Raw genomic sequence first — 24307 nt, 5'->3', positions numbered from 1 at the left:
CGCACCCTGCCGGCTTCCCGAGTTCAAGTGCGCAGCGGCGGGCTCGGGTCGTATCTCCACCGAGCGAGGCCGATCCCCAACAGGATCAGGGCGGCTCCCAGGCCGATCGCTGGCGCATTTCCAAGGCGGGCAAAAGGGGTCAGGCCCTCGCGCGGCTGGACCTCGGCGGTGATCGCCCCGCGCACAAAAAGGGGCAGCCAAGCGACCAAGCGTCCGCGGTGATCGATGATCGCCGAGATCCCTGTATTGGTGGCCCGCACCAAAAACCGCCCGGTCTCCAGCGCCCGCATGCGCGCGATCTCCAGGTGCTGATGCGGTGCAAGCGAGTCACCGAACCAGGCATCATTGCTGACATTGATAAGATAGGCCGCCTCGGGCAGGGACTCGATCAGCTCGGTGGGGAAGGCATCCTCATAACAGATCGAGGCGCCGACCCGATGCGGGCCCACCTGTAACAGGGGTCGGCCCGCGCCTGGGCTGAAGTCGGACATTGGCACGGCAAAGAGTTCGGCGAGCGGCCCGAGCCAAGACTTCAAGGGTGTAAACTCACCGAAGGGCACCAGGTGGCGCTTGGTATAGAGCGATTCCCGGCTGCCGATCGCCAAGAGCCCGTTGAAATAGCGCCCGCTCTCGAGGTCCATGACCGGAATCCCCAGTACGATCTCGGTCCCTTCGCGCTGCGCGCGCTCGGCCAGGGGGTCGATCAGAGGTTCGCGGACCTGATGGAGGAAATCGGGTAGGGCGGTCTCGGGCCAGACGATGAAGTCCGCATCCAGATACTCCAGGGTCATATCCACATAGACCTCGGCGATCATCAGCCGCGCCTCGGCATCCCATTTCACCGCCTGCGGGATATTGGCCTGGAGCACGCTCGCCCGAAGCGGCCGACCCGAGGGATGCGTCCATTCGCTCGCCTTCAACCCCGCAGCGCAGAGCCAAAGGGCCGCCAGGGCGATCAGGGCAAAGTTGGGTGCTCGGCCCCGCCAAGCGGCCATCCCCCACAGCAATCCACCCGAAAGCGCGACCAGCAGGCTCACCCCATAGACGCCCAGGATCGGTGCATAGCCTGCCAAGGGACCGTCGATCTGGCTGTAGCCCAGTGAGAGCCAAGGGAAACCGGTGAATAGCCAACTGCGCACCCATTCGCCCAAGACCCAGATGCCCGGCAGCAAGAGCAAGGGCGCTGTCCAGCTCGGATGACCTTGATCCAGCCGGCGGACCAGCCAGCCGACCGCCCCATAAAAGAGCGCCAAGAAGGCGACGAAGAGTGCAGTCAGCAGATGGGCCACCCAGGCATCCATGTTGCCGAACTCATTCAGGCTGATCCGAATCCAAAAGGTCCCGAAACCGAATAGCCCGACCCCAAACAGCCAGCCGCGCCAGAGAGCAGTGCGCGGGGTGGCATCGCTGAGAGACTGATAAAACAGGGCACAGGCGATGACGGCGAGCGGAAAGAGACCGAAGGGGGCAAAGCCCAAGACCGCAAGGCCACCTGCACCGAGAGCAAGCACTGACAGAGGAAGGCGCGCAAAGATCGCTGGAAGCGACGGCAGCATGAGGATCGACCCTAGACCTGGGAAGGGCTGTTTCTAGCAGCGGCTGGTCTCGGGGTCAAATGACAGGATGATTAGCGCTTGGGTGACAGCGTTGTTACGTCACGCCCCTTGGTCAGGGATTTCCCTCACCAGACAGACCACCGAGGCACAAGAGCAAGACCTCAGTGCTTGCGCCAGACGTTGCGCCAGACGCGTCCCAGCTGACTCAGTGGGCACACCCCTGGGATAAAGGGCTAGAGATGGAAAAAGGGTTGGAGGCGGATTGCGTACTGCCTGCGCAGCGTAGAAAGGATGGTGGCTACGCCCAGACTCGAACTGGGGACCCCCGCATTATGAGTGCGATGCTCTAACCGGCTGAGCTACGTAGCCTAAAAGTTGGCGTCCCCACGGGGGTTCGAACCCCGGTTACCGCCGTGAAAGGGCGGTGTCCTAGGCCACTAGACGATGGGGACGGGAACCTGGTTATGTAAGACCTGGCCGGGTGCCCGGTCTGAGGATTGGTGGAGCCAGGCGGGGTCGAACCGCCGACCTCAACACTGCCAGTGTTGCGCTCTCCCAACTGAGCTATGGCCCCGTGCGTTGAGAGCGCGAATGTTAATGGCCCGATGGCGGCTTGTCTAGTCTTTTTTGATGGCCGCTGAACCTGAGGCCGCGGGAGCCGCAAGGTGAGGTGGGCTCGAAGTATTTATCCGTCGCCTCGAGGGGAAAGTCAGCGGACGACCGCCGCCAGGTAAGGGCCGAGATGCAACGCCATCACTTGCATGCTGCGCTGCCTGGGAGCGATCAAGATGAGCTGAGCCGGCTATCCCCGCTCACGCGGGGCGGAGTCCAGGCAAATCCGCTACCTGCCATCGCCGCTGGTATGCGGCCAGCGGTCGTTTCAGTCATGGGGGCGGACCAGACCCGTGATCTGCTTACCTCGACATACTGCATACTGATCCTGGGCCTGTAACTCGCGAAAGGGCTGGCTTTCGGCCCTTGGGATAGAGGGAAGCTCTGGGCAGTGCCGACCCGCAGAGATTGCCCGGCCAGGGGTCGCGGAGATGGATGAGGCTGACACCCTGGCTAGCCTCTGTATTGCTAGCCAGTCGATAATAGCAATCACGCATCGTCTGGAGGTTACCGGCACTAGTAGGCCCTAAGTCGTTGGGCATTGTGGGCCTAACCTAGCGCTTGGTGGTCGGTTGTAAACGCTTGCGACGAGGTCATCCTATGCTGCGCATCCTGCTTTATCTCGCGACCAATGCTGCGGTCCTGGTGGTCATCAGCATCGTCTTCCGTCTGCTCGGGATCGATGACCTGCTCTTGCAATCCGGCGGCATCGATATGGGCACGCTGCTTATCATGGCGGCGGTGATCGGCTTTAGCGGCTCGCTCGTCTCGTTATTCCTGTCCAAGACCCTTGCCAAACAAGGGATGGGGGTCTATATCATCGAGCACCCCTCCACACCCGCTGAGCACTGGCTGGTCGAGACCGTGGCCCGTCAGGCCGAGCAGGCGGGGATCGGGATGCCCGAGGTCGGGATCTTCGATTCGCCTGAACCCAATGCCTTCGCTACCGGCTGGAATCGCGATGCGGCCCTGGTTGCGGTCAGCACTGGCTTGCTGAATCACATGCGCGAGGATGAGGTCGAGGCGGTCCTTGGGCATGAGATCAGCCATGTCGCCAATGGCGACATGGTGACCCTGGCGCTGATCCAGGGGGTGGTCAATACCTTTGTGGTCTTTTTGTCGCGGATCGTGGGCATCATCGTCGATCGGGTGCTCCTCAAGAACGAGCGGGGCTATGGCCCAGGGTATTTCTTGGCATCGATCGTCGCTGAGGTCATGCTCTCGATCTTGGCTACGATGATCGTAATGTGGTTTTCCCGCTACCGCGAATATCGCGCCGACGCGGGCGGCGCGGCCCTAACCAGCCGTCATCAGATGATCGCGGCGCTGCGGGCCTTGCAACGCGTCTATGAGCCACAGGATCTGCCATCCGCTGAGTTTGCCGCCTTTGGCATCTCGGGGCGGGTCGGCGAGGGGCTGCTGGCGCTCTTCCGCAGCCACCCGCCCCTTGAAAAACGTATTGCGGCGCTCGAGGCCCGTCAGGATGCATGATGGGGGCATGCCGCTGACGAGCGCCCCTCTCTTGCTGGGGGGCGCTTAAGCCTATATCACCGGCGGCCTCAAGGGACGCCCGAAGACCGTTTGATAGGTCTCGGCATAGGGTGCAAGCGTTTGATAGACATGCTCGGGCACGACCCGCGCCTCGAAGCGCGGGAACTTGCTGCGCACATAGTTGAGGTTGCGCAAGAGTTTCATCTCGATGATGGCGCGCGCAAACTCAAGACCCTTGGAGCCGCGCGTGCGCTGTAGATAAGCGACCAGCTTGCGCACCAGGAAGGGCGGGCGCTTGGCACCCGGCGGGCGGGTGAGCCCCTGGATATAGCGCGGCATGGCGCGCGTGCGATCCCCGCTGGAGGTCAATTCGCCGAACTCGAGCGCGGGCCGGATCAGCTCGAAGAGCGACTCGCCGATTTCAGTGCGCACCAGGACCCACTGCCAGCCGAGCGGCGCGCCCATATAGCCGATGGTGAGATCGCTTAAGCGATTGGCATAGTCGAAACAGGACAGACAGGCAGAGGGGAAGATCCCATGCAGCCTATCCATCGGGAAATCGATGAAATTGACCCGCTCGCTCGAGCCGTCCTCATGGCGCAGCCACAGCCTAAAGTCCTGCATGAACTCATAGTGCACTACGGTTTGGGGCGAGCGCGAGATCTGGGTCAAGAAATATTCCAGGTCTGGATAGGTGACATTATCGCTGCAAGGAATCCCGATGACATAGAGCCGCTCCAAGCCAAGCTCAGGCTCGAGCGCGCGCAGCATGTGCACCTGACAGCTCGTGCCGATGAAGGCCAGGCGCTTGATCCCCTGGTCGCGCACCTGATCGAGGAGGCGCAGATTGGGCGAGAGACAAGGCTTGTTCCCCGCAGTCGCCAATACCTCTTCGGGGAAGCGCGCAAGCGCCGGCTCGGCCTTGAAGCGCGTCCCTGGGGCTGCGCCCGTCGTGATCACCGCCTCCACCTGGTCTTGTTCGAGGAGGCGCGCTGCCAGCCGGGTGACGATCCCGCTCCACTGGGCCTTGGGATGGGGCCGAAGGCAACGCGCGGCATACTGGGCGCGATAGATCCCAAAGCGCAGCTCGTCCTTTACCTGGGCGGTGCGCCCATACAGCCGTTGTTCGATGGCCTCGGTTTGGTTGCGTACAAAGATGCAGGCCGAAGACATCTTTGCCTTGAGGCCGCTGTCGCATAGCCCGCAGTCACTACAGAGCTTGGGCCGTCCCTGTAATCTCTCCTCGCTACTCAACAGGGCGATCGCATCCAGGCCCTTGGACGGACCCAGGTCTTCGGGGGCAAGGAGGGTCTCATTCATTGGGTGGCCTCGGGGGTTAGGCTAGGGATGCATGTCGTTGTCATCATCGGTCCTCCGTTATTTATGGATGATCCAGGCTTGGGGCCTGGGCATTGTATGACACAAGATCACTTGCTCGAGAGATGTCAGGCAGACCAGGGCAGGCGATCACAGACAGCCGTTTCCCGTCTGGGCTTGACCATGACGGGATGGGGCGCTAGGTTCAGCAGCTTGATTTTTGCTGCCCGTCTTTCAAGATCCAATCCTGATTCACTGACTAGGTTCGCCGCTTATGCCCATCCCCTTCCCCTTTTCCGCCATCGTTGGCCAGGATGAAATGAAACGCTCGCTCTTGATGGCGGCCGTCGATCCCTCGATCGGCGGGGTTCTGGTTTTCGGCGATCGCGGTACGGGTAAATCCACCGCCATCCGCGGTTTGGCTGCCCTTCTGCCCAAGATGCGCGCCGTTGATTGCCCTTATCACTGTGATCCAGATGCCAGCGATGACTATTTGTGCGATGACTGCCGTGCCAAGAAGGCCAAAAACGGCACGCTCAAGTCCCATCAGATCCCAGTACCCGTCGTCGATCTACCGTTAGGCGCAACGGAAGACCGCGTCATCGGTGCGCTGGATCTCGAGCGCGCGCTCACCAAGGGCGAAAAGGCGTTCGAGCCTGGGTTGTTGGCGCGCGCCCACCGCGGGTTTCTGTATATCGACGAGGTCAATCTGCTCGAGGACCATCTGGTCGATTCGCTACTCGATGTCGCCGCTTCGGGGCAAAACATCGTCGAACGCGAGGGTTTGAGTATCCGCCATCCCGCGCGCTTTGTCCTTGTAGGCTCAGGGAACCCCGAAGAGGGCGAGCTTCGGCCTCAGCTTCAGGACCGCTTTGGTCTATCGGTTGAGGTCAAGACCCCGACCGATCTAGCGGTACGCATGCAGGTGGTGCGTCTGCGCGATGAGTTCGAGCGCGACCCCGAGGCATTCGTTGCCAAATGGAAAAACAAAGACGCCAAGATCAGTCGCCAGATCCAGAAAGCGAGAAAGCTCTTGCCCGAGGTCGAGGTCCCCGACCGCACCCTGGAAGAGACCAGCAAACTCTGCATCCGGCTGGGGACCGATGGCCTGCGCGGCGAGCTGACCGTGATCCGCGCCGCCCGCGCCCTGGCCGCCCTGGATGGCCATCAGCAGGTCGAGATTGAGCATGTCAAAACCGTGGCCGTGTCGGCCCTCAGACACCGTCTACGCCGCGATCCGCTCGATGAATCCAGCTCAACCCACCGGGTTGAGCGGGCGATCAAGGAGCAATTTGGCGAATGAGCCAGACTGCCCCTCTCTCCGGCGCGGCGGATGCCGCGGTTGTCGCTGCCAGCTCACCGGCAATCCAGGCCCCCGCGCCTTGGGACGATGCTGTGCTGGCCGCGGTTTTGCTGACGATCGATCCCAAGGGGACCGGCGGCGTGGCCGTGCGCGCCCTGCCTGGGCCGGTGCGCGAGATGTGGCTGTCGCTTCTCTATGACCTCCAGCCACCAGGTACTCCCCGTCGGCGTGTTCCGCTGCATGTTGCCGATGGGCGGCTGTTGGGGGGGCTGGATCTGGCCGCGACCCTGAGGAGCGGTCGCCCCGTGGCCGAAAAGGGGCTCTTGGTCGAGGCCGACGGCGGTATATTGGAGTTGGCGATGGCCGAGCGGATTGCCCCAGGGACGGTGGCGCGCATCAATCTGGCCTTCGATGCAGGCGAAGTCGTTCTGGAGCGCGATGGGCTGGCCATGCGCACCCCTTCGCATTTTGCCGTGGTCGCACTCGACGAAGGGATCGGCGATGACGAGGGCTTAAGCCCCGCCTTGCTCGATCGCTTGGCCTTTCATCTGGACCTTACCGCCATCCCCTATGATGACGCGGTCTCCTGCGACTATGACCTAGAAGACATCCAGGCGGCGCGCGCCTTGCTCAGCTCGGTGACGATCAGCGACGGCCAGATCGAGGCGCTCTGTGGCATCGCCCTGGCGCTCGGCATCCCCTCGCTGCGCGCCTCGATCTTCGCCTGTCATGCAGCGCGCGCCCATGCCGCTCTGAACGGACGCACGACCGTTACCGAAGAGGATCTGGCCGTCGCTGGCCGTCTGGTGCTCGCCCCGCGCGCCACCCAGCTCCCGCCAATGGAGCCGCCACCCGACGCCGAGCCGCCCCTCCCTGAACCGTCCGAACCCAATCAGGATCAGGACCAAAGCAAGGACAGCCCCCAAGAGCCGCGCGAGCTCGAGGAGATGATCCTCGAGGCGACCAAGGCGGCGATCCCAGCGGGCCTCCTGGCCCAGCTTCAGGGCGGCAGGCTGCGCCGCTCGCGTTCACGCAGCACCGGCAAAGCGGGCGCCATGCGCAACGCCCCTACCCGCGGGCGGCCAGCGGGCGTCTTGCACGGCGAGCCGCGTTCCGGTCAAAAACTCAATGTCATCGAGACCCTGCGCGCCGCCGCCCCCTGGCAGCGCATCCGCCGCGAGGAACGCCTGCGCGTCGGCAGGCCGATCAATCGGCTCGAGATCCGCCCGGACGATTTCCGCATCACCCGCTTCAAACACAAATCCGAAAGCACCACCATCTTTGTCGTCGATGCCTCGGGCTCATCGGCGTTGCACCGCCTGGCCGAGGCCAAGGGCGCGGTCGAACTTTTGCTAGCCGACTGCTATGTCCGGCGCGATCAGGTCGCGCTCGTCGCCTTCCGCGGTCAGGAGGCCGAGGTCTTGCTGCCCCCGACCCGCTCGCTGGTACGGGCCAAACGCTGTCTGGCCGGATTGCCCGGGGGCGGCGGCACACCCTTAGCGGCAGGGATCGATCTAGGCATGCTCATCGCCGACAGCATCCAGCGGCGCGGCGGCAGCCCCGTCTTGATCCTGATGACTGATGGCCGCGCCAATGTTGCGCGTGACGGCAGCGGTGGACGCGCCCGCGCCTTCGAGGAGGCGCTGGCCGCCGCCCGCCAGGTGCGTGCCTTGGAGATCAGCACCCTGGTGATTGACATCTCGCCGCGTCCCCAACCCCAGGGGCGGGAACTCGCCAAAGAGATGGGAGCGATCTATCTGCCCTTGCCCCATGCCGACGCCCGCGCGCTCAATGATGCCGTGCGCGCGACGACCCGCTGAGCCCCAGCGGGTCCCTGGGTCAGGGCAAACACCCTTGGCACTCCTCTAGGTAAAGAGGAATGTCATGTGCGAATACATTGGGAATGGGAGCAGGGATTCTCACCGGTCGCTGCCTTGGGCATTTTTGGGTGACGTCACCAAAGGTGCCCAACAACGGCTGCACCTCCTGCGCTTTTGGGATCAACCGGGACTGGTGGCGAAGCGATGGGGAGACGGGTCTTGGCCCCCCTTGTGCTGGATAGGATCAAGGCGGATAAGGTTGCGGGTTTCTGTCGCCATGAGCCAGCGCAAAGAGAGGGAAAGCGACAGCCGTCAAGGTGCTGTGCACAGCCTCTTGTGCACCTCTTGCTCGTGAATGACTGTTTCTCAGTCTGCGATGGTAACCAGTCATGCGGTTGCCCTGAGTAAATGGCTTGCATCCAGGCGTTTGGCATGGCTATAATGTTTATCTCAGATGCGGGGTGGAGCAGTCAGGCAGCTCGTCGGGCTCATAACCCGAAGGTCGTAGGTTCAAATCCTGCCCCCGCTACCAATACCGAAGCCGGCCTAAGCGCTGGCTTTTTTTATTGCCTTAGCCCTGTTTGGCATAGTCGAGCTGGATCGCTTCGAGCGTCTGATCGATCTCTTGGCGAAACGCCTGGAGTTGGTCGAGCTGGTCGTTCGAGTAGATGGATTTGAGGCGGCGCAGCTTGGCCAAGAGCGGCAGGCGTTGCAGCTCGATCACCGGCACCCCCAAGCGAATCAAATCGGTTCCGCGTTCATACAGATGCAACGCAAGGTCGAGCAGGGCATATTGCTTGGGTGGCGAACAGAAGGTATCGATCTCATCGAGCGCACTTTGCTGAAGGACGGCCTCCTTGATCAGGGCTGCGCCCTCCAGCTCCCAGCGTTGGGCATCTGAGAGCGCCTCTGGTCCCACCAGGTTGACAATGCGCGATAGCTCTGCATCCCGCGCCAAAAGCCCCAGGGCCTGGTCACGGCGCCGTCCCCAGTCGAGTCCGACCTCAAGGTGCCACCATTGGGCCGCAGTCTTGACGTGCTTGGAGAAGCTGGTGACCCAATCGATCGAGGGATAGTGGCGGGCATCGGCCAGCTCTTTGGACAACGCCCAAAAGGTCTCGATGATATCCTTGGTGTGGCTGGTGACCGGTTCAGAAAAGTCGCCGCCAGGTGGGGAGACCGCACCGATCAGGGTAACAGAACCCGATCCACCGCCGAGGGTCTCGACCCGGCCAGCCCGCTCATAGACCGCTGCCAGACGCGAGGCAAGATAGGCAGGGTACCCTTCCTCGACCGGCATCTGACCCAGGCGCCCGGCGACCTCACGCAGCGCCTCGGCCCAGCGGCTGGTCGAGTCGGCGAGCATGACCACGTCATAGCCCATGTCGCGGTAATACTCGGCAAGGGTGAGTCCTACATAGACCGAGGCCTCGCGCGCGACTACCGGCATGTTGGAGGTATTGGCGACCAATAGGGTACGCTCCATCAGCCGGCGCCCCGAATAGGGATCGATGAGCTTGGGAAAGGTCTCCAAGACATCGACCAGCTCATTGCCGCGTTCGCCGCAGCCGACATAGATCACGATGTCGGCATTCGACCAGCGGGCGATTTGTTGTTGGACTACGGTCTTGCCGGCGCCGAAGGGTCCAGGGACTGCGCCCTTGCCGCCCTTGAGTTGGGGGAAAAAGGTGTCGATGACTCGCTGGCCGGTGATGAGCGGGACGACCCCGTCGTCGCGCCGCCGGTAGGGACGAGGTTGGCGCACCGGCCAGCGATGATAGAGCCTGAGGCGGTGACTGTTGCCTTGGGCATCGCGCACCCGGGCGATCACGCTCTCGATATCATACTCGCCAGCAGGAGCGATCTCTTCGAGTTCACCGGAGACATTTGGCGGGACCAGGATGCGATGTTCGATGCGCGCGGTCTCCTGGACGCTGCCCAGCACTGCCCCCCCTTCGATCTGTGCGCCGGGCTCGAGGTCAGCGCAGGGGGTAAATGGCCAGCGGCGTTCGCGATCGAGCGCCGGCAGACTGATCCCGCGGCGGATGTAGTCGCCGGACTCGAGGGCGATGCGGGTCAGTGGGCGCTGCACCCCATCGAAGATACTGCCCATGAGTCCTGGCCCGAGCTCGACCGACAACGGCCAGCCAAGACCAACCGCAGGCTCGCCCGGCCTGACCCCCTCGGTGGACTCATAACTCTGGACAATGGCATGGCGACCATTCAGCGCGATGATCTCGCCATAGAGCTCGAGCGCGCCAAGCTTGACCTGCTCGCCGAGACAGCCGCCGGCAAGCTCGATCGTGACGATGGGGCCGTTGATCTCGCAGATGACCCCGGTCTTGTCAGATGGATTCATGCGCATGCTCAGCCAGTGAAAAGATTACCGATGTCAAAGCCCCCAGGGAACAGGCGCTCAAGGATGACCTGCTCGATCTGCGGACGCAGACGTGCCAGCCGTCCCTCAAAGGTCTGATCGACGCGGATGCGTCCATCTGTGCTGATGGCCAGGATGCCGCCTAGGGTAGCGATAGCCGCGTCGTTAGACGCCAACCGCACCTGCTTGCTCGGGGGCAGGGCGGCGAGGATCGTGTCCCAGTTCATGAACAGGCGACGTTGATCATGCGCATTGGCATAGACCATGATTTCGGGCGATTCGATGAGTGCAGCTGCATCGACGATAAGGTCCTTGAGCCAGGCGTCATAGGCGGATTGATCAGCGATGAAGGTACGCATCCGCTCGGCGAGGCGGTTCTCCACATTCAGGACCAGATTCCAGCGCATGCGATCGAGTTGGGTCTGCATCTTCAGCTCGCTGGATTGCACGCGCTGGTGGAAGGTCCGCTCGGCAAGGGCGCGGGCGATGGATTCCTCTTGGAGTTCGCGTTGGCGCAGACGTTCAGCCGCCTCGCGCAGGATCTGGTCGCGGCTGCGGGCGGCACGCTCGCGATATTCGGCGGCGAGCCGCTCGGCGCGCGCGAGGATGGCGCGTTCGAGTTCATCGACCTGGTTCACGGTGACCCTCGTTGATCGCTTGCACCCGTCGCTTGCGGTGCGTTCCCGAATAGCCGGCCAAGACGTTGGGCAACTGAGCTGGTCAAATGGGGTACAGCGCCTAAGGCAGGAACAGCGATCACGATGATGCGCCCGCCTTCTGCCAAAATCCGCTGTAAGCTGGGAATTTTCTGGGACATCAGGGCATCATCGACCACCACAAAGGCCCGCGTCTGGGCACGCCTCAGATCGCGCAATAGCCGTTCTGTATCCTCGGCGCTTGGATTGGGATAGACCTCAAAGCCGATCAGCCGGAAGCCATCGGCGACGTTCTCTTCGCCCAGGAACAGCAGACGGGTTGACTGTTCGGTCATGCCAGAACCTTAGAGCTTGTTCAACAGCAGGATCGAGATCACCAGGCCATAGATCGCGATCCCTTCGGCTAGACCGAGATAGATCAGCGTCCGGCCCAGATTTTCAGGCTTTTCGGTGATGGCCGCCAATGAGGCCGCGCCGATAGGTCCGACGGCAATCCCTGCGCCGATGGTCGAAAGAGCGGTGGGGATCCCCACGCCGATCATCGCCAGTCCCCGGCCGATCGACAGCTCACTCATGCTGCCCCCTTCGACTGGTGTCGCCAAGGCCTCGCTGATCCCCAGCGCCAGCAAGCCGAGCTGGGCACCGGCGAAGAGCAGCATCTGGGAACCGAGCAGTGGGCGCAGCCGCTGGCCCAGGGAAGAGATCCACTGGGGACGCCGGTCGAGGACAAGGCCCAGGGCGATCAGACCCAGGATGGCAAATGACATCAGCGCAACAAGCCACAACATGACAAGCTCCTTCAAGGATTGCGATAGCGTTGAGCCAGGATCAGGATGACTCGCCTCCGAGCCGGATCGGTCTGAAGGCAAGCCCCGTACCCACGAAATAGCGCGAAAAGCCCTCGTAGTATTCCAGACGCATCACCTGGATCATGACGATCCCGCCTTCCAAGACCAAGACGAACAGATTGCCCAGGATGATCGTCAGGACAGAGCCAAAGGTCCCCATCATGTCGGCGAGGGTAAAGACGGCGATCGAGAGCGCAACATGGTTGAGGCTAAAGGCCGCTACGCGCAGGAAGGAGAGCGTATTGGAGACATAGCTGATCAGGGTCTCCAGCGTCTCGATCGCCACCACTAGGACTCGTTCGCCGAGCGGCGCCTGCTGTTGATGATGCCAGGCATAACCAGCCAGTCCGCCTAGGCTCAGGAGCGCCAGGATGGACGGAAAGGTCCCCAATCCCTGCCCGCCGGCGACCTGCACGGCACCGGCGACCAGCGCGAGATAAAATACCAGATTGAGCACCCCGTGCTGCCCAAACAGGGCCTCGCGTCCTTGACCATTTGCAAGACGATTGTAGATCGCTATTAGACAGGCGGTGACGATAAAACAGACCCCCCAGGCGAGGGCCAGGGTCAGCATCAGCAAGGGGTCTTGCAGAGGACTCATCCAGAGCGCCGGCAAGAGCTCCTCATAGCCGAAGATGCTGCCATACAAGGCCCCGAAGCCCATCGAGGAGAAACCTGCTAACAGGCCGAAGGGCCAGAAGCGCCCGAGGCGGCGACGTAACCCGAAGGCGGTAAGCGCGATGACTGCACCTTGCCCGAGATCGCCGAACATACTCCCGAACATCAAGAGGAAGCTCGCGGCGAAGAGAGGCGTGGGATCGATCTCGCCATAGGCTGGAATCCCGTATTGCCGGACCAGCATGGCGAAGGGCGCCAACAGCCGGTTTTTGACCGGCACTGTTGGCACTAGGCTGCGTTCCTGAGGAGCAGGATCGCGGAGGGTCAGGTCATAGATTCCCCCTAGGACAACATCGAGACGCTGGCGCAGCTCGGGGAGCGCAGATGTGGGTACCCAGCCCGCCAGGCGGGCGATGTGCCCGCGGCTGCGTACTGCGTCATCCAGCCCCACGAAAGGGGCAGCGAGGGTCAGGATGCGCTCGGCCTCGGACAAACGGGGGCGCAAGGGTTCGGACCAGCGGTGGAGGGTCTTGTTCAATCTGGAGCGTTGCTCGGCAAGATCTGCAAGCCGAGCAGTGAACTCGCGCTCGAGCTCGGCTGGGGCACGGTCCAGGCCCTCGGGGATCGGCAGCGCCTGGAAGCCGGCGGCGTTGAGCACGGCATCGAGGCTGGTGTCCTCTGGTTCGTTCGGACCGACGATGACGACATGCGCCTGCTCGCCGCGCTCGAGATAGACATGGACGAGCGAGTCGGTCAGGGATAGCGCGTCTGCAAGTTGGCGCAGGTTCTCGCGCGGCACCAGGCCGACATGGATGCGCAAAAAGCGCGTACGGGCGCGCAGCAGAGCGAGATCGATATTGAGCTGGGCGAAATCCTGGAGCGCCGTACGCTGATCCTGGATTAGGCGCTCCTCGTCGGCGATCCGTCTGAAATCCTCTTCATAGCCCGACACCTCGTCCCATAGCTGGCCCAGCCAGACGTTGAGGCGCTCGATGGCGTCCAGTTCGACTGCATGCAGGGGTTCGAGGGTGGAAGGCGGCGGGAACTGGATCAGCTGAGCGATCTTATCCAACCGCGCCCGCGCCAGATGATAGACCTCGCGAAAACGCTGACCGGGATCCGCTACCAGCGATTCATCCTCTGGCGGGCGCGGATCGGGATGGAAGCACTGGACCTCTGCAAGCGCCAGGACGGCACGCGCAAGATCCTCGCTGAGGACCAGGAGACGTACATGCTTCATCGGCCTCGGTCGCAACATAGCCTTCAGTACCCCAGGATGGCCGGCTCGATCTGCCCAAGGGCCTCCCCGATGGTCAGATCGGGGAATCCCAGTAGACGGCCTTGCAATACAGCAAACAGACAGCGCAGATCAAGCTCGCGGCGCATCAGATAGGCCAGGGCGCGCGCCACTGCGGAGGGGCTACGCGCCAAGACGATCTGGATCTCGCCAACGGTCCGTTTGGACAGGCGTTGTTCGACCTCGGCGATCGACCGGCTGCCGGCGGTAAGCCGGTGTAAGGGATCGGGGAGGGCGTCCAGGATTGCGTCGAGCCCGTCGAGGTTGACCAGATATAATAGGCGCGAGCGGGTCAGGACACGCGACGAGGGTACCAGCCAGTAATAGGTCTCGGAGGGCGAGAAACGATAGGTCAGACGAAAACGCAATAGCCAAAGCAGGGCGATACGATCCAATTCGGCCGAGATCAGCCGTCGTAGCCAGACCTGATGGGCCCCAGCAAAGGATTGGATATGCTCCACCAGGTCTATGAGATAACGCTGGTCGATCGCGGCCTCGAGCGCGAAGGGCTCACGCCGTTGTTCATAGACCTCGCGTGCCTGGCGGGCGATCTGGCGATAGGGCCCTGACTCGAGCCGGCGCAGCAATTCCAGTACGTTTTCGCTGCCGAACAGCGCATCGTCGGCTAGGCGGATGATGTCTGGTAGCTCGAAGAGATTGGTATTGATTGCCTGACGGTCGAGCGCCTGTAGCTTGCCGCGGATCAGGGCTTTGAGGTTAAAGAGCGCATATTTGCGTGCCCAATCGAGCATCAGTGCCCGCTCATCAGGGCTCATGGAGCGGATCAGAAGGACGAGGTCAGCGAGCAAGCGCTGGATCAGCGCCTGTTCTAGAGCGCGGCGGCGCTCGGCGATACCCATGCGCTCATCCAGCAGCCCTTGCAATCCAAACTGTTCGGCCAGCGCTGGAAGCGGTGCCTGGGCGAGCTGCTCGATCTGCTGCGTGGTCAGCAGCCGCTCAATCAGCGTCGAGACGCGGGTATTGAGATAGGCTTGGGCCGCGACTCGATTCACAATCGCTGTTCTCAAGGGTCTGGGTTAGCGACTCTGAGGTGCATGGTCCAGCTCGATCAAGACTTGGAATGCCGCATCGAGCCCGGCCTGTTCATGCTGCTCTGCCTGCTCGCGTAACTGAACATGGCGTTCATCATAGCGCCTGCGTAGCTCGGCGATGACCTGCTCCGCGCGTTCCTCGGCCTTAGCGATATAGGAGCGGCGAAGCTCGGGGATGCGTAGGGTCAATTGCTCGTCCTGGGCCTTGCCCAACGCAAGGGCCTCTTGGATGACCCGCTCTTGTTCGGTTTCGGCCTCTTGGGCCAGGCGCTCGGCACGCAGCTCGGCATCGAGTAGGCGTTTGAGGATGTCGTCCATCGGTCGCTGCCTGAACAAGGCGAAGGGCATTCGTGAGACAAACTATACCACAAAGTCTTTGCCGGTCGTTCCCACCGGTCTTGACCTGATCTGTCTCGGCCCGAGCAGTCGGGCGGCTATCCCCAGGCTAAACGATATAGCCGTTGTGAGCTCTAACCCTGCCCAGTTAGTGGGGCTTAACGATCGTGGGGCATTTGAGGCTGGAAAACGCACGGGCACGGATCTGATCGCCGTGCAGGCGCCCTCCCGCGCCAAGGACGATCTGAAGAAGGCGACCGTCAGCCACCTGCGCCGCCTTCTCAATTCCCCCCAACGCGTCATGCGCTACTTCCAGCATCCCAAGCTCCATGATACCGCGTAATACAAGTTCATTGGTTTCGGATCAATAACACATCAATGTGCACCAGGGCGAGGCCGCAATGGATCAAAATTTTTTTATCGTAGCGATTGATCGCCTGTTTTATAAGGCATTCACAGTGCGCCGCCAGGTATAGACCGCCGTGACTGCGTAATTCCACACCGCACCTACGAGGATACCGGCAAGCGCCGAAAGCACCCAGCCCGAGCGGGTCTCTTGGAAGAGATAATTGGCGATCCCGACATTTGCAAGCGCCCCGATGCTACAGGCAAACACAAAGCTCAACCAGCCCCGGATGAGGGCGCGCCCGCGTAGCCTTAGGTCACGATAGGTCAGTAGATTGTTTAAGAAAAAATTGCTGGTCATGGCTACGAGTGCCGCTGTTGCCTGCCCAGCAGCAAAGGCCGGTAGCCCAAAGAGTTCAAGGATTGACCACAGCACGGCCAGATGCACGACTACGCCGATCCCGCCGATCAGCGAGAAGGCGATGAAACGTATCGGCACCCAAGCACCGGTGAGTTTCTGGATCAACATCAGCAGAAACTCCCAGAGCACAGCGTTATCGAGCTTACTCTCACCTTGTTGACGGGCGCGAAACCGATAAGGGAGCTCGCGAAACCTCAAGGGGGCGTCGGCGGCTGAGAAGAGGTCGAGCAGGATCTTGAACCCCAGCCCGCTTAAGCGCCGGACGACGCGGTGCAAGACCTCGGCGCGAATCATGAAAAAACCGCTCATGGGGTCGGTCAGCTCGGCATGGAGCATGATCTGGGCGATCCGGGTGGCGAGCCGACTCATCCTGCGGCGTCTCCGATCCCAGTTGCCGAGATCTCCACCCGGGAGATAGCGGCTGCCGATCACCAAATCGAGCCCCTCATGGCGCAGGCTGTGTAACATCTGGGGAAGCAATTGGGCGTCATGTTGCAGATCCGCATCCATCACCGCCAGATAGGGGGCGCTGGTGGCGAGCATCCCCTCGATACAGGCCGAGGCCAAACCGCGGCGTCCGATGCGTTGGAGCACCCGGATACGCGGATCTCGGCGGGCAAGGGCGCGCACCCGCTCGGCGGTGCCATCGGGCGAATCATCATCGACGAAGATCAGCTCCCAGGCGACCCCATCGAGCGCCGCGGCCACCCACTTGGCGATCTCGGCGACTGATTCAGCCTCCTGATAGGTCGGGATGATGATTGCCAGCTCAGGCGGATAGGCGAGGTGCAGTGTGTGGACAGACATGATCACGCAACCTTGCTGCGAAACGGATAATGAACGGGACTAAGGCAAAACCCTGGAGGTGGGCCATGTCCCTGATGGTGGCCCCTCTGTGGATGGTGAGAAGGCATCTGATACAGGCTGCAACAAGGTAAGTGCACCCAAGCTGGGCGCACGCCTCTGCTCGCGGACGAAAAGGCCTCGGCGGGGGCTTCAAGAGCGTCCTGAGGGCGCAAAAATATGCTACCTAAACCCGTCAGTGGATACTCAGACCGCGCGCTGGCACTGGCAGCGTGGGGAGGTCAGACCTTCCCTAAGTCATCCAAAGATGCAGATCTGCCCTAAAGAAAGTGCGCAAACAGGCGCACTGTGCTCTTCCTGCCCCGAATGCGGAGCGCATTCGTCTCTGACAGGCGTGACTTTCCCGACTGCGGCAGAGACCCTCTCTGCTGTAGCGCCGCCGTTACCGGACGGACTCGCCACGGGTAGGGCAGTTGCGGTTGCCAGCCGTTTGAGATTGAGCGCGGCATTGATGTCCCGATCATGGCGCGTGCCGCATTGAGGACACGTCCATTCCCGATCCTTCAACGCCAACATCTCATTCTCCCAACCACAGACCGAACACAGGCGGCTGCTCGGATCCCAGCGATCAGCTAAAACCAACCAGACGCCGTAGCATTTCCCCTTGTATTCCATCTGCAAGCAGAACATGCCAAAGCCCAGGTCGCTGATGGCGCGGGCAAGCCGTTCGTTCGCCAGCATGCCCTTGACGTTCAAATCCTCAATCACCACCCCTTGGTTTTCGCGGCAGAGCCGGGTCGTGAGCTTATGTGTGAAGTCCGCTCGGACATTGGCAATGCGTGCGTGCAGCCTTGCCAACATCGCAGAGGATTTCCTTCGATTCTTCAAGATCGGAAGCCTCGTGCCTTTTGCCAGTCCGGCCCTTGGCGCAAACCCAGCCCCGACCTTGGCCGCCTCAACCTTGCAAGAAAGGCGTCTGCCTCGAATCCTGAGACGACGAAGCGCAGAGGAGATTCAACAGACTCGCCATTGGAAAGCCTGGCTGCCGCCTCAACGCCCAGGTCAACACCAGTCGTTTCATGCGCCTGCGATAGAACACAGCATCGGCCACTTCAACCTGAACGGCGACGAACCAGCGTCCGCAGTACGCGAAACGGTCGCACCAAGAATCTTGCCATCGAAGCACAACGCCTCGGTCATGGCGACCTCACCGCTCTTGGGCAGGCAAATGGTCTTGTCCGAGACGCGGAACTTGTCGTTAGCAACATAGAAGCTATCGTGGCACCGGCCTTTCTTCTTGAACTGAAGCGCGTGAGCCTTCTTTCCGGCCTTGATATCGGCAAAGAATCGATCCCAGGCCTTGGCAAGATCGGCAAACGGTTGGGCATGGGCATCAATCCGCGTTGGCTCTGATACCTTACTGCGCAAGCCAATCAACTCGCGGATTTGTGCCTCGCGACTGTTCGCGCCACCAGGATCAAACCCCCTTCGCGCTCCCAGCGTTGCAAGGTCTTGACCGAAACGCCAAGCCGCTTCGCCGCCTTGCCTGTGCCCATCATCGCGCTTTCTATGTGGAAAATTATCCACTATCACGCACAGCTTGTAATACTAGGGTTGGCTCCTTGTTTAATCGGATGAGCGATGCCCGATCCCCCGCTCGCGGGCAAAATCGAGCATGCGTTGGATCGGGATGCGGGCGCGGGCACCGATCTCGGGCTCGATCTGGATCTCTTGGTCGCCGATCAAGAGTACCTGCTCAAGGTTGTGTAAGGCGTTCATCGCCATCCAGGGGCAATGGGCGCAGCTTTCGCAGGTCGCACCCTCACCGGCAGCAGGGGCAGGGAGTAAGACCTTGTTCGGGGCGAGCTGGCGCATCTTCCAGAAGATCCCGGTGTCGGTCGCGACGATGAACTCGGGGTGAGGCAGCTCAACCACCGCCTTGATGAGCTGGGTCGTCGAGCCGACCACATCCGCCTGGGCGATCACGCCTTCAGGCGATTCGGGGTGGACCAACACGGCGGCATCGGGATGGAGGGCGCGCAGGCGTTCGAGGGCATGCGCCTTGAATCCCTCGTGAACCACACAGGCGCCATCCCACAGGAGCATCTCGGCACCGGTTTTTTCTTGCACATAGCGCCCGAGGTGTTTATCCGGCGCCCAGAGGATCTTTTCGCCGCGTGCGGCAAGATGCTCGACGATTGGCAGGGCGATGCTGGAGGTGACCACCCAGTCGGCGCGCGCCTTGACCGCCGCGCTGGTGTTGGTATAGACGACCACAGTATGATCCGGATGGGCATCGCAAAAGGCGGCAAACTCAGAGGGCGGGCAGCCCTCATCGAGCGAGCAGGTGGACTTGAGATCCGGCATCAGGACCCGTTTCTCGGGGTTGAGGATCTTGGCCGTCTCGCCCATGAAACGCACGCCGCAGACGACCAGGGTCTTGGCCCGAGACTCTGCCCCAAAGCGCGCCATCTCCAGCGAATCGGCGACACAGCCGCCGGTCTCCTCGGCAAGGGCCTGGAGTTCGCCGTCGGTGTAATAATGGGCCACCAGGACGGCCTCTTGTTCGGCCAATAGGCTCTTGATCCGTTCCTTGAGGGCCGCGCCTTCTTCGGCGCTGAGCTCAGGCCATTGGGGATAGGCCGGGACGCTGATCGGGCGGTCGGCAGGATGGGTCATGGCATCTTGGCCCTATTAGGCAAACGCTGGGGATTGGTGAACTGTTCATTGAGGGTTTGGACATAACCCTCGCAGCTTTGTAGGACCTCATCAAGCGCCGCATGCGTCTTGCGCCCCCAGCCAAAAGGCTGGGCCCAGAGTACAGGCCGCCAGAACTGGGTGTTGCGCTCGAATGCGGCTAGCAGATTCCCTGGAGCGGCGAGGCGCTCACTCTGTTTGCGCAGCCAAGCCGTGAGGCTGACCGCTGCCAGATGGCGCACGCCGAAATGGATCCCCAGGATCAGGGCGACGAGCAGGGTCAAGAGTGCCCCGGGCCCCCAGGGGATCTGCTGGACGAGATCAAGCCATTCGGCCTGATAGCTGAGTTCCTGCCAATGATTGGCCTGCAAGGTTGCAAACAGCAGGGCGCCAGCCGCACCCCCGAAGATCAAGATATCGGCGATCACGACCCGTCGGCGCCAGCGGCGCAGGGCCTCTTGTAACAGAGGCACAGTGTCGCGGGTGAAATCGGTCACGGTCTTGCGCAAGGCGGCGATGATGCGATAGGCGCGCTCGACCTCGACCTGTTCCATGCGCTCGAAGATGTCCTTGAGGTCCTCGTCGCGTTTCTTTTCGAAGCGGCGCCGGCGGTGTTCATCGGGGATATGGATCGCTACATCGGGGCAATAGATCGTATAAAACCGCCCTGCGGTCAGACCCACCTCGCCGATCGCCCGCAGCCAGGCCGCTACTACGTCCTCAGGGTTGTCTTCACCGGCAGTAGTGTCGATCTGATTGAGAATATATAGGAACTTGCCGGCATCGGGGCGCTTGATGGTGTCCGCAACCAGGTGCTTGAGGGTATCGCGCATGGCGCCGGGTTCGGGGTGGCGCGCATCGAAGAGCACCAAGACCAGATCGGACAGGTCGATGATGTGATCGGTGATCCGCAAGACACCGGTCCTCTGGGCATCGGCGTCGAAGCCGGGCGAGTCGATGATGATCTTGCCGCGTAGCCGCTCGCTGTTGCAGGTTTTGAGCTGGAGATAGGTATCGATACGGCTGCCTTCGCCGCCGGCGACCTCCTCGATGGCGTGCGACATGCGGAAAAAGGGGAAGCGCGGGTCGGAGTCCAGTGCGATCCCGGGGAGTGTGCGCGAGACGCTGTCGGTGCTATAGACGATGACGGTGAAGCGGTCATCCACGGCCTGATTGCCCGAGCGCTGGAGCTTTTGGCCGAGGTAATGGTTGATGAAGGTCGATTTGCCTGCGGAAAAAGTCCCCAGCACCGAGATCAAGGGCCACCAGGGGATCTGGGTGGCGAAGGATTGATTGGGTTCCATGAGACCCATGCGATAGGCCACCCGGTCGAGGGCGCGAAAGCTTTGGACCACGTTCAGCAGGATGGGATGCTCTTGTTCGAGATGGGATTCAAGCTCGTTGAGGCGTTGCTGAAGGGCGTCGGCGGTGGATGTCATGGGGGCTCCTGTGGATCAACTCGATTCAGACGGGGCCGGATGATCTGCTGGCGCGGCGCAGGGGCAGATGGGTCCTGAATACTACACGTAACTCCCAGGCAAGTTAAGGAAATCCCTGAACATGACAACGGATTCACAGGGTGCGCGCCGGACGTTGGCGTCGGACCTTGCCTTGACCGGTCTGTTCAGGTTCATTGAGCAGGGCACGCAGGCGATACAGGGTCTCAAGCGCGGCGCGTGGGCTGAGGGTATCCGGATCGATGTTACGCAAGGCGGCGCAGACTGGATGTTCCGCGGGTTCAGCTCGTGTCCGGGACTCGGGCGGAAAGAGCGACAGTTGGCGGCTGTGGTGCCGGCTATGGCGATGCGCGTTCTCTTCGAGCTCGCGCAGCCGTTCGCGGGCGCGCGCGATCACCGCCGGCGGCACCCCGGCAAGCGCGGCCACCGCCAGTCCATAGCTTTGACTGGCCGGACCTTCGCGCAGGGCATGCATGAAGATGATTGTCTGGCCGTGCTCGACGGCATCGAGGTGGACATTGGCAGCGACCGGATACTCCTCGGGCAGGGTGGTCAGCTCGAAATAATGGGTGGCGAACAGCCCATAGGCCCCGATGCGGGTAGCGAGCTCGATTGCACATGACCAGGCGAGCGCTAGACCATCGAAGGTGCTGGTGCCGCGCCCGATCTCGTCCATCAGGACCAGGCTTTGCGCCGTGGCGTTGTTGAGGATGTTGGCGGTCTCTTGCATCTCGACCATGAAGGTTGAACGTCCGCCGGCCAGGTCATCCGAGGCGCCGATGCGCGAGAAGATCCGGTCGATGGGGCCGATCAGGGCGCGGCCGGCTGGAACAAAGCTGCCGGCATAGGCCAAGAGCACGATCAGGGCCGTTTGGCGCATATAGGTCGATTTGCCACCCATGTTCGGTCCGGTGATGATCAGCAGACGGCGCTTGGCATGTAGGCGCAGATCGTTGGGGACGAAGGGGGCATCACTGGCCTGTTCGACGACTGGATGGCGCCCGCCTTGGATCTCGATGACCTGACGGTCGGTCAGCTCAGGCCGGGTCCAATTGAGGCTGAAAGCGCGTTCGGCGAGATTGGCCAGGACATCGACCCTGGCAACCGCTGCAGCCGTGGTCTGGAGCGGCTCGAGCTGTGCCCGCATGCGACCGAGCAGATCCTCATACAGCCATTTCTCGCGCGCCAAGGCGCGCTCACGGCTGCTGAGGATCTGATCCTCGAAGCGCTTGAGCTCTGGCGTGAGGTAGCGTTCGACCCCCTTTAGGGTCTGACGGCGGACATAGTCAGGCGGTACCTGATCGGCTTGAGTACGGGCGAGCTCAAGGTAATAGCCGTGTACCCGGTGATAGCCGACCTTGAGGTTTGGGATACCCGTGCGGGCACGCTCGCGCACCTCAAGCTCGAGTAAAAAACGGTCGGCGTTCTCGGCCAGATCGCGCAATTGGTCGAGCTCGGCATCATAGCCGCGCGCGATCACTCCCCCATCGCGGATCGATAGGGGCGGTTGGTCGATGATGGCGCGTCGCAACAGATCCAGGACGTCGGGGTGTTCGCCGATCTCCGCCTGTGAGCGGGCCAGCAAGGGGTCAGGGGTATCAGCCAGCATGACCCGCAGTTCGGGCAAGACAGTGAGCGAGTCGCGCAAGACCACAAGGTCGCGCGGTCGGGCCGAGCCCAAGGCGATGCGGGCGAGGATACGTTCGAGATCGCCGACCCCAGCTAACAGCTCGCGCACGGATGCCACCCGTCCCGCGGTGAGCAAGGCAGCGATTGCCGCCTGCCGTTCCTCGATCGCGGCGCGCGTGCGCAGGGGACGACTGAGCCAACGTTTGAGCAGCCGGCTGCCCATGGGCGTGACGGTCCGATCGAGCACCCCGATCAGGGTATGCTCGGGGTGCCCGCTGAGGCTGTCCATGATCTCCAGATTGCGCCGGGTCGCTGCGTCCAGGATCAGGGCCTCATCGCGTCGCTCGGTCGTCAGACCCCACAGATGCGGCAGGGCGGTGCGCTGGGTCTCGCGGACATAGGTCAAAAGACAGCCGGCGGCCCCGATCGCCAGGCGCAGCTCGGCGCAACCAAAGCCGATGAGGTCGCGCGTGCTGAATTGCTCGCATAGCAGCCGCTCAGCGCTCTCGGGGTCGAAATGCCAGGGCGGACGGCGGGTGAAGTTGCGTACGGGTTTGAGCGCAGTGCCCAGGGTGCTGTCCTCGCTCAGCAGGATCTCGGCGGGCCTGAGACGCTCGAGCTCGCTGAGCAATGACTCATAGGTCTGCACCTCAAGGACCGTAAAGCGCCCGCTAGATAGCTCTAAGCTGGCGATACCCCAGGCGTCCCGATCCTCGGCGATCGCTACGAGTAGATTCTCGCTGCGCTCATCGAGCAGTCCCTCGTCCGTGAGGGTTCCGGGGGTGACGATCCGGGTGACGGCGCGTTCGACCGGGCCCTTGGCGCTGGCTGGATCGCCGATCTGCTCGCAGATCACCACCGATACCCCTTGTCGGACCAAACGGGCCAGATACTGTTCGATGGCATGATAGGGAATCCCAGCCATCGGGATCGGTTGGCCTGCTGACATCCCGCGCCTGGTCAGGGTGATGTCCAGCAGACGTGCCGCCCGCTCGGCATCCTCATAGAACAGCTCGTAAAAATCGCCCATGCGATAAAATAAAAGCTGGTCGGGATACTGGGCCTTGATGCGCAGATACTGGCGCATCATGGGCGTGTGCTGGGCAAGATCGGTAGAAGAAAGGTCGGTCACGGCAATCCCGGGCAAGGAGGCGTCGGGCTGGCTAGAACGCAGGGTTGGAGGATAGCGGATGGTCGAGCGGCCTTGCTTGAACGGCTTAGACCCCTGACAGAGCGACCGGTGGGCCGAACAAAGGATTCCGGACAACGGGTGTCATTCGCCCAGCGCGCCCAGTTCAGGGACGTGCAATCAGCGCCCCGAAAAAGGCCAAGACCGTCAGGTCTTGTTGAATGTCGAAAAAGGCGTGATCGCAGGCGGCGCGGACATATATCAGGGTACCGGGCTCGACCTGATGTTCGCTGTCGCCGACCCGCAGTTGCGCGTGTCCTTCGAGGACCAGATACAGCTCATCTTCCTCATACGCACTGGTCATGTCCTTGGAACCCGCTGGCAGGTGATAGATCGAACAGGACAGCGAAGGGGTACGCAAGAACTCCCTGAGGTTCACCCCCGAGCGTTCGACCCTGTTCATTGAAGTCAGCGAGTTTGAAGATCTGCCAGGTTGGCTCGTTCATCTTAAATTTAGAATGGCTGAACTCAGTATGATGGAT

Annotated in this window: 20 protein-coding genes and 4 tRNA genes; 5 read left to right on the top strand and 19 right to left on the bottom strand. The window is 61.9% G+C overall.

Annotated features, from left to right (window positions below):
• Window positions 1–23: 23 nt before the first annotated feature.
• The 4 genes from lnt to GWK36_RS08665 all read right to left on the bottom strand — a co-directional run bounded on the left by lnt (window position 24) and on the right by GWK36_RS08665 (window position 2130).
• The gene (lnt, locus tag GWK36_RS08680; RefSeq protein WP_166270808.1) at window positions 24–1556 is read right to left on the bottom strand and encodes an apolipoprotein N-acyltransferase; all 1533 of its coding nucleotides are present in this window, start codon (window positions 1554–1556) and stop codon (window positions 24–26) included.
• A gap of 292 nt (window positions 1557–1848) precedes the next feature.
• Window positions 1849–1925 (bottom strand) — tRNA-Met (locus tag GWK36_RS08675).
• A gap of 7 nt (window positions 1926–1932) precedes the next feature.
• Window positions 1933–2008 (bottom strand) — tRNA-Glu (locus tag GWK36_RS08670).
• A 46-nt stretch (window positions 2009–2054) separates the two neighbouring features.
• Window positions 2055–2130: transfer RNA gene (locus tag GWK36_RS08665), tRNA-Ala, on the bottom strand.
• Window positions 2131–2768: 638 nt separating this feature from the next.
• On the opposite strand from GWK36_RS08665, the gene htpX reads away from it, so the two are divergent.
• Window positions 2769–3659 carry a protease HtpX gene (htpX, locus tag GWK36_RS08660; protein WP_210756738.1) on the top strand — a complete coding sequence of 297 codons (891 nt, stop codon included), beginning with the start codon at window positions 2769–2771 and terminating at the stop codon, window positions 3657–3659.
• 51 nt (window positions 3660–3710) lie between these two features.
• Here htpX and GWK36_RS08655 read toward each other — a convergent pair whose 3' ends face one another.
• Window positions 3711–4979 (bottom strand): Coenzyme F420 hydrogenase/dehydrogenase, beta subunit C-terminal domain, encoded by a 1269-nt coding sequence (locus GWK36_RS08655; RefSeq protein ID WP_166270807.1) that lies wholly within the window; start codon window positions 4977–4979, stop codon window positions 3711–3713.
• 271 nt (window positions 4980–5250) lie between these two features.
• On the opposite strand from GWK36_RS08655, the gene bchI reads away from it, so the two are divergent.
• From bchI to GWK36_RS08640, 3 genes are all read left to right on the top strand, one after another.
• Complete coding sequence (gene bchI, locus GWK36_RS08650; RefSeq protein ID WP_166270806.1) at window positions 5251–6279, top strand: magnesium chelatase ATPase subunit I; 1029 nt, start codon at window positions 5251–5253, stop codon at window positions 6277–6279.
• Window positions 6276–8099, top strand: a complete 1824-nt coding sequence (locus GWK36_RS08645) for a magnesium chelatase subunit D (protein WP_166270805.1) — start codon at window positions 6276–6278, stop codon at window positions 8097–8099. Before bchI ends, GWK36_RS08645 begins: the two co-directional genes overlap by 4 nt.
• A 455-nt stretch (window positions 8100–8554) precedes the next feature.
• Window positions 8555–8631: transfer RNA gene (locus tag GWK36_RS08640), tRNA-Met, on the top strand.
• Between the two features lie 39 nt (window positions 8632–8670).
• Here the strand turns inward: GWK36_RS08640 and GWK36_RS08635 are convergent.
• From GWK36_RS08635 to GWK36_RS08605, 7 genes are read right to left on the bottom strand one after another with little or no spacing between them, the layout of a single operon-like run.
• Window positions 8671–10458 (bottom strand): V-type ATP synthase subunit A, encoded by a 1788-nt coding sequence (locus GWK36_RS08635; protein WP_166270804.1) that lies wholly within the window; start codon window positions 10456–10458, stop codon window positions 8671–8673.
• Window positions 10459–10466: 8 nt separating this feature from the next.
• Entirely contained in the window at window positions 10467–11114 is a 648-nt protein-coding gene (locus tag GWK36_RS08630; RefSeq protein ID WP_166270803.1) for a V-type ATP synthase subunit E, read from the bottom strand.
• Window positions 11111–11467: a V-type ATP synthase subunit F gene (locus tag GWK36_RS08625; protein WP_166270802.1), complete on the bottom strand. Its 357-nt coding sequence runs from the start codon at window positions 11465–11467 to the stop codon at window positions 11111–11113. The genes GWK36_RS08630 and GWK36_RS08625 overlap by 4 nt, the downstream gene beginning before the upstream one ends.
• A 9-nt stretch (window positions 11468–11476) precedes the next feature.
• Window positions 11477–11920 carry an ATP synthase subunit C gene (locus GWK36_RS08620; RefSeq protein WP_166270801.1) on the bottom strand — a complete coding sequence of 148 codons (444 nt, stop codon included), beginning with the start codon at window positions 11918–11920 and terminating at the stop codon, window positions 11477–11479.
• Between the two features lie 40 nt (window positions 11921–11960).
• Window positions 11961–13838 carry a V-type ATP synthase subunit I gene (locus GWK36_RS08615; RefSeq protein ID WP_246237500.1) on the bottom strand — a complete coding sequence of 626 codons (1878 nt, stop codon included), beginning with the start codon at window positions 13836–13838 and terminating at the stop codon, window positions 11961–11963.
• Between the two features lie 23 nt (window positions 13839–13861).
• The gene (locus GWK36_RS08610) at window positions 13862–14908 is read right to left on the bottom strand and encodes a V0D/AC39 family V-type ATPase subunit (protein WP_166270799.1); all 1047 of its coding nucleotides are present in this window, start codon (window positions 14906–14908) and stop codon (window positions 13862–13864) included.
• A 24-nt stretch (window positions 14909–14932) separates the two neighbouring features.
• Window positions 14933–15265 (bottom strand): ATPase, encoded by a 333-nt coding sequence (locus GWK36_RS08605; RefSeq protein WP_166270798.1) that lies wholly within the window; start codon window positions 15263–15265, stop codon window positions 14933–14935.
• Window positions 15266–15410: 145 nt separating this feature from the next.
• On the opposite strand from GWK36_RS08605, the gene GWK36_RS08600 reads away from it, so the two are divergent.
• Window positions 15411–15626 carry a hypothetical protein gene (locus tag GWK36_RS08600; protein WP_166270797.1) on the top strand — a complete coding sequence of 72 codons (216 nt, stop codon included), beginning with the start codon at window positions 15411–15413 and terminating at the stop codon, window positions 15624–15626.
• 99 nt (window positions 15627–15725) lie between these two features.
• Here the strand turns inward: GWK36_RS08600 and GWK36_RS08595 are convergent, their stop codons facing one another.
• The 7 genes from GWK36_RS08595 to GWK36_RS08565 all read right to left on the bottom strand — a co-directional run bounded on the left by GWK36_RS08595 (window position 15726) and on the right by GWK36_RS08565 (window position 24228).
• Window positions 15726–16856: a glycosyltransferase gene (locus GWK36_RS08595; RefSeq protein WP_166270796.1), complete on the bottom strand. Its 1131-nt coding sequence runs from the start codon at window positions 16854–16856 to the stop codon at window positions 15726–15728.
• A 294-nt stretch (window positions 16857–17150) separates the two neighbouring features.
• Window positions 17151–17840, bottom strand: coding sequence for an RNA-guided endonuclease InsQ/TnpB family protein (locus tag GWK36_RS14990; protein WP_246237835.1), 690 nt, complete (start codon window positions 17838–17840; stop codon window positions 17151–17153).
• A 90-nt stretch (window positions 17841–17930) separates the two neighbouring features.
• The gene (locus GWK36_RS14985; RefSeq protein WP_246237499.1) at window positions 17931–18440 is read right to left on the bottom strand and encodes a hypothetical protein; all 510 of its coding nucleotides are present in this window, start codon (window positions 18438–18440) and stop codon (window positions 17931–17933) included.
• Window positions 18441–18479: 39 nt separating this feature from the next.
• Window positions 18480–19532, bottom strand: coding sequence for a quinolinate synthase NadA (gene nadA / locus GWK36_RS08580; protein ID WP_166270795.1), 1053 nt, complete (start codon window positions 19530–19532; stop codon window positions 18480–18482).
• Entirely contained in the window at window positions 19529–20989 is a 1461-nt protein-coding gene (locus GWK36_RS08575; RefSeq protein ID WP_166270794.1) for a dynamin family protein, read from the bottom strand. Before GWK36_RS08575 ends, nadA begins: the two co-directional genes overlap by 4 nt.
• 133 nt (window positions 20990–21122) lie before the next feature.
• Window positions 21123–23726, bottom strand: coding sequence for a DNA mismatch repair protein MutS (mutS, locus tag GWK36_RS08570; protein WP_166272561.1), 2604 nt, complete (start codon window positions 23724–23726; stop codon window positions 21123–21125).
• Between the two features lie 205 nt (window positions 23727–23931).
• Window positions 23932–24228, bottom strand: coding sequence for a cupin domain-containing protein (locus GWK36_RS08565; protein ID WP_343033114.1), 297 nt, complete (start codon window positions 24226–24228; stop codon window positions 23932–23934).
• Window positions 24229–24307 lie beyond the last annotated feature (79 nt).

This window comes from Caldichromatium japonicum (assembly GCF_011290485.1).
GTDB classification, from domain to species: domain Bacteria; phylum Pseudomonadota; class Gammaproteobacteria; order Chromatiales; family Chromatiaceae; genus Thermochromatium; species Thermochromatium japonicum.
This window is presented reverse-complemented; position numbering and strand designations above follow the sequence as displayed.

Coding starts and splice junctions, on each gene's coding strand:
- GWK36_RS08595 (WP_166270796.1), bottom strand. CDS start 16,856: ATGTCTGTCCACACACTGCACCTCGCCTATCCGCCTGAGCTGGCAATC.
- GWK36_RS08605 (WP_166270798.1), bottom strand. CDS start 15,265: ATGGACGACATCCTCAAACGCCTACTCGATGCCGAGCTGCGTGCCGAG.
- htpX (WP_210756738.1), top strand. CDS start 2,769: ATGCTGCGCATCCTGCTTTATCTCGCGACCAATGCTGCGGTCCTGGTG.
- GWK36_RS08615 (WP_246237500.1), bottom strand. CDS start 13,838: ATGAAGCATGTACGTCTCCTGGTCCTCAGCGAGGATCTTGCGCGTGCC.
- GWK36_RS08635 (WP_166270804.1), bottom strand. CDS start 10,458: ATGAATCCATCTGACAAGACCGGGGTCATCTGCGAGATCAACGGCCCC.
- nadA (WP_166270795.1), bottom strand. CDS start 19,532: ATGACCCATCCTGCCGACCGCCCGATCAGCGTCCCGGCCTATCCCCAA.
- GWK36_RS08620 (WP_166270801.1), bottom strand. CDS start 11,920: ATGTTGTGGCTTGTTGCGCTGATGTCATTTGCCATCCTGGGTCTGATC.
- bchI (WP_166270806.1), top strand. CDS start 5,251: ATGCCCATCCCCTTCCCCTTTTCCGCCATCGTTGGCCAGGATGAAATG.
- mutS (WP_166272561.1), bottom strand. CDS start 23,726: ATGATGCGCCAGTATCTGCGCATCAAGGCCCAGTATCCCGACCAGCTT.
- GWK36_RS08645 (WP_166270805.1), top strand. CDS start 6,276: ATGAGCCAGACTGCCCCTCTCTCCGGCGCGGCGGATGCCGCGGTTGTC.
- GWK36_RS08565 (WP_343033114.1), bottom strand. CDS start 24,228: ATGAACAGGGTCGAACGCTCGGGGGTGAACCTCAGGGAGTTCTTGCGT.
- GWK36_RS08575 (WP_166270794.1), bottom strand. CDS start 20,989: ATGACATCCACCGCCGACGCCCTTCAGCAACGCCTCAACGAGCTTGAA.
- lnt (WP_166270808.1), bottom strand. CDS start 1,556: ATGCTGCCGTCGCTTCCAGCGATCTTTGCGCGCCTTCCTCTGTCAGTG.
- GWK36_RS08625 (WP_166270802.1), bottom strand. CDS start 11,467: ATGACCGAACAGTCAACCCGTCTGCTGTTCCTGGGCGAAGAGAACGTC.
- GWK36_RS08655 (WP_166270807.1), bottom strand. CDS start 4,979: ATGAATGAGACCCTCCTTGCCCCCGAAGACCTGGGTCCGTCCAAGGGC.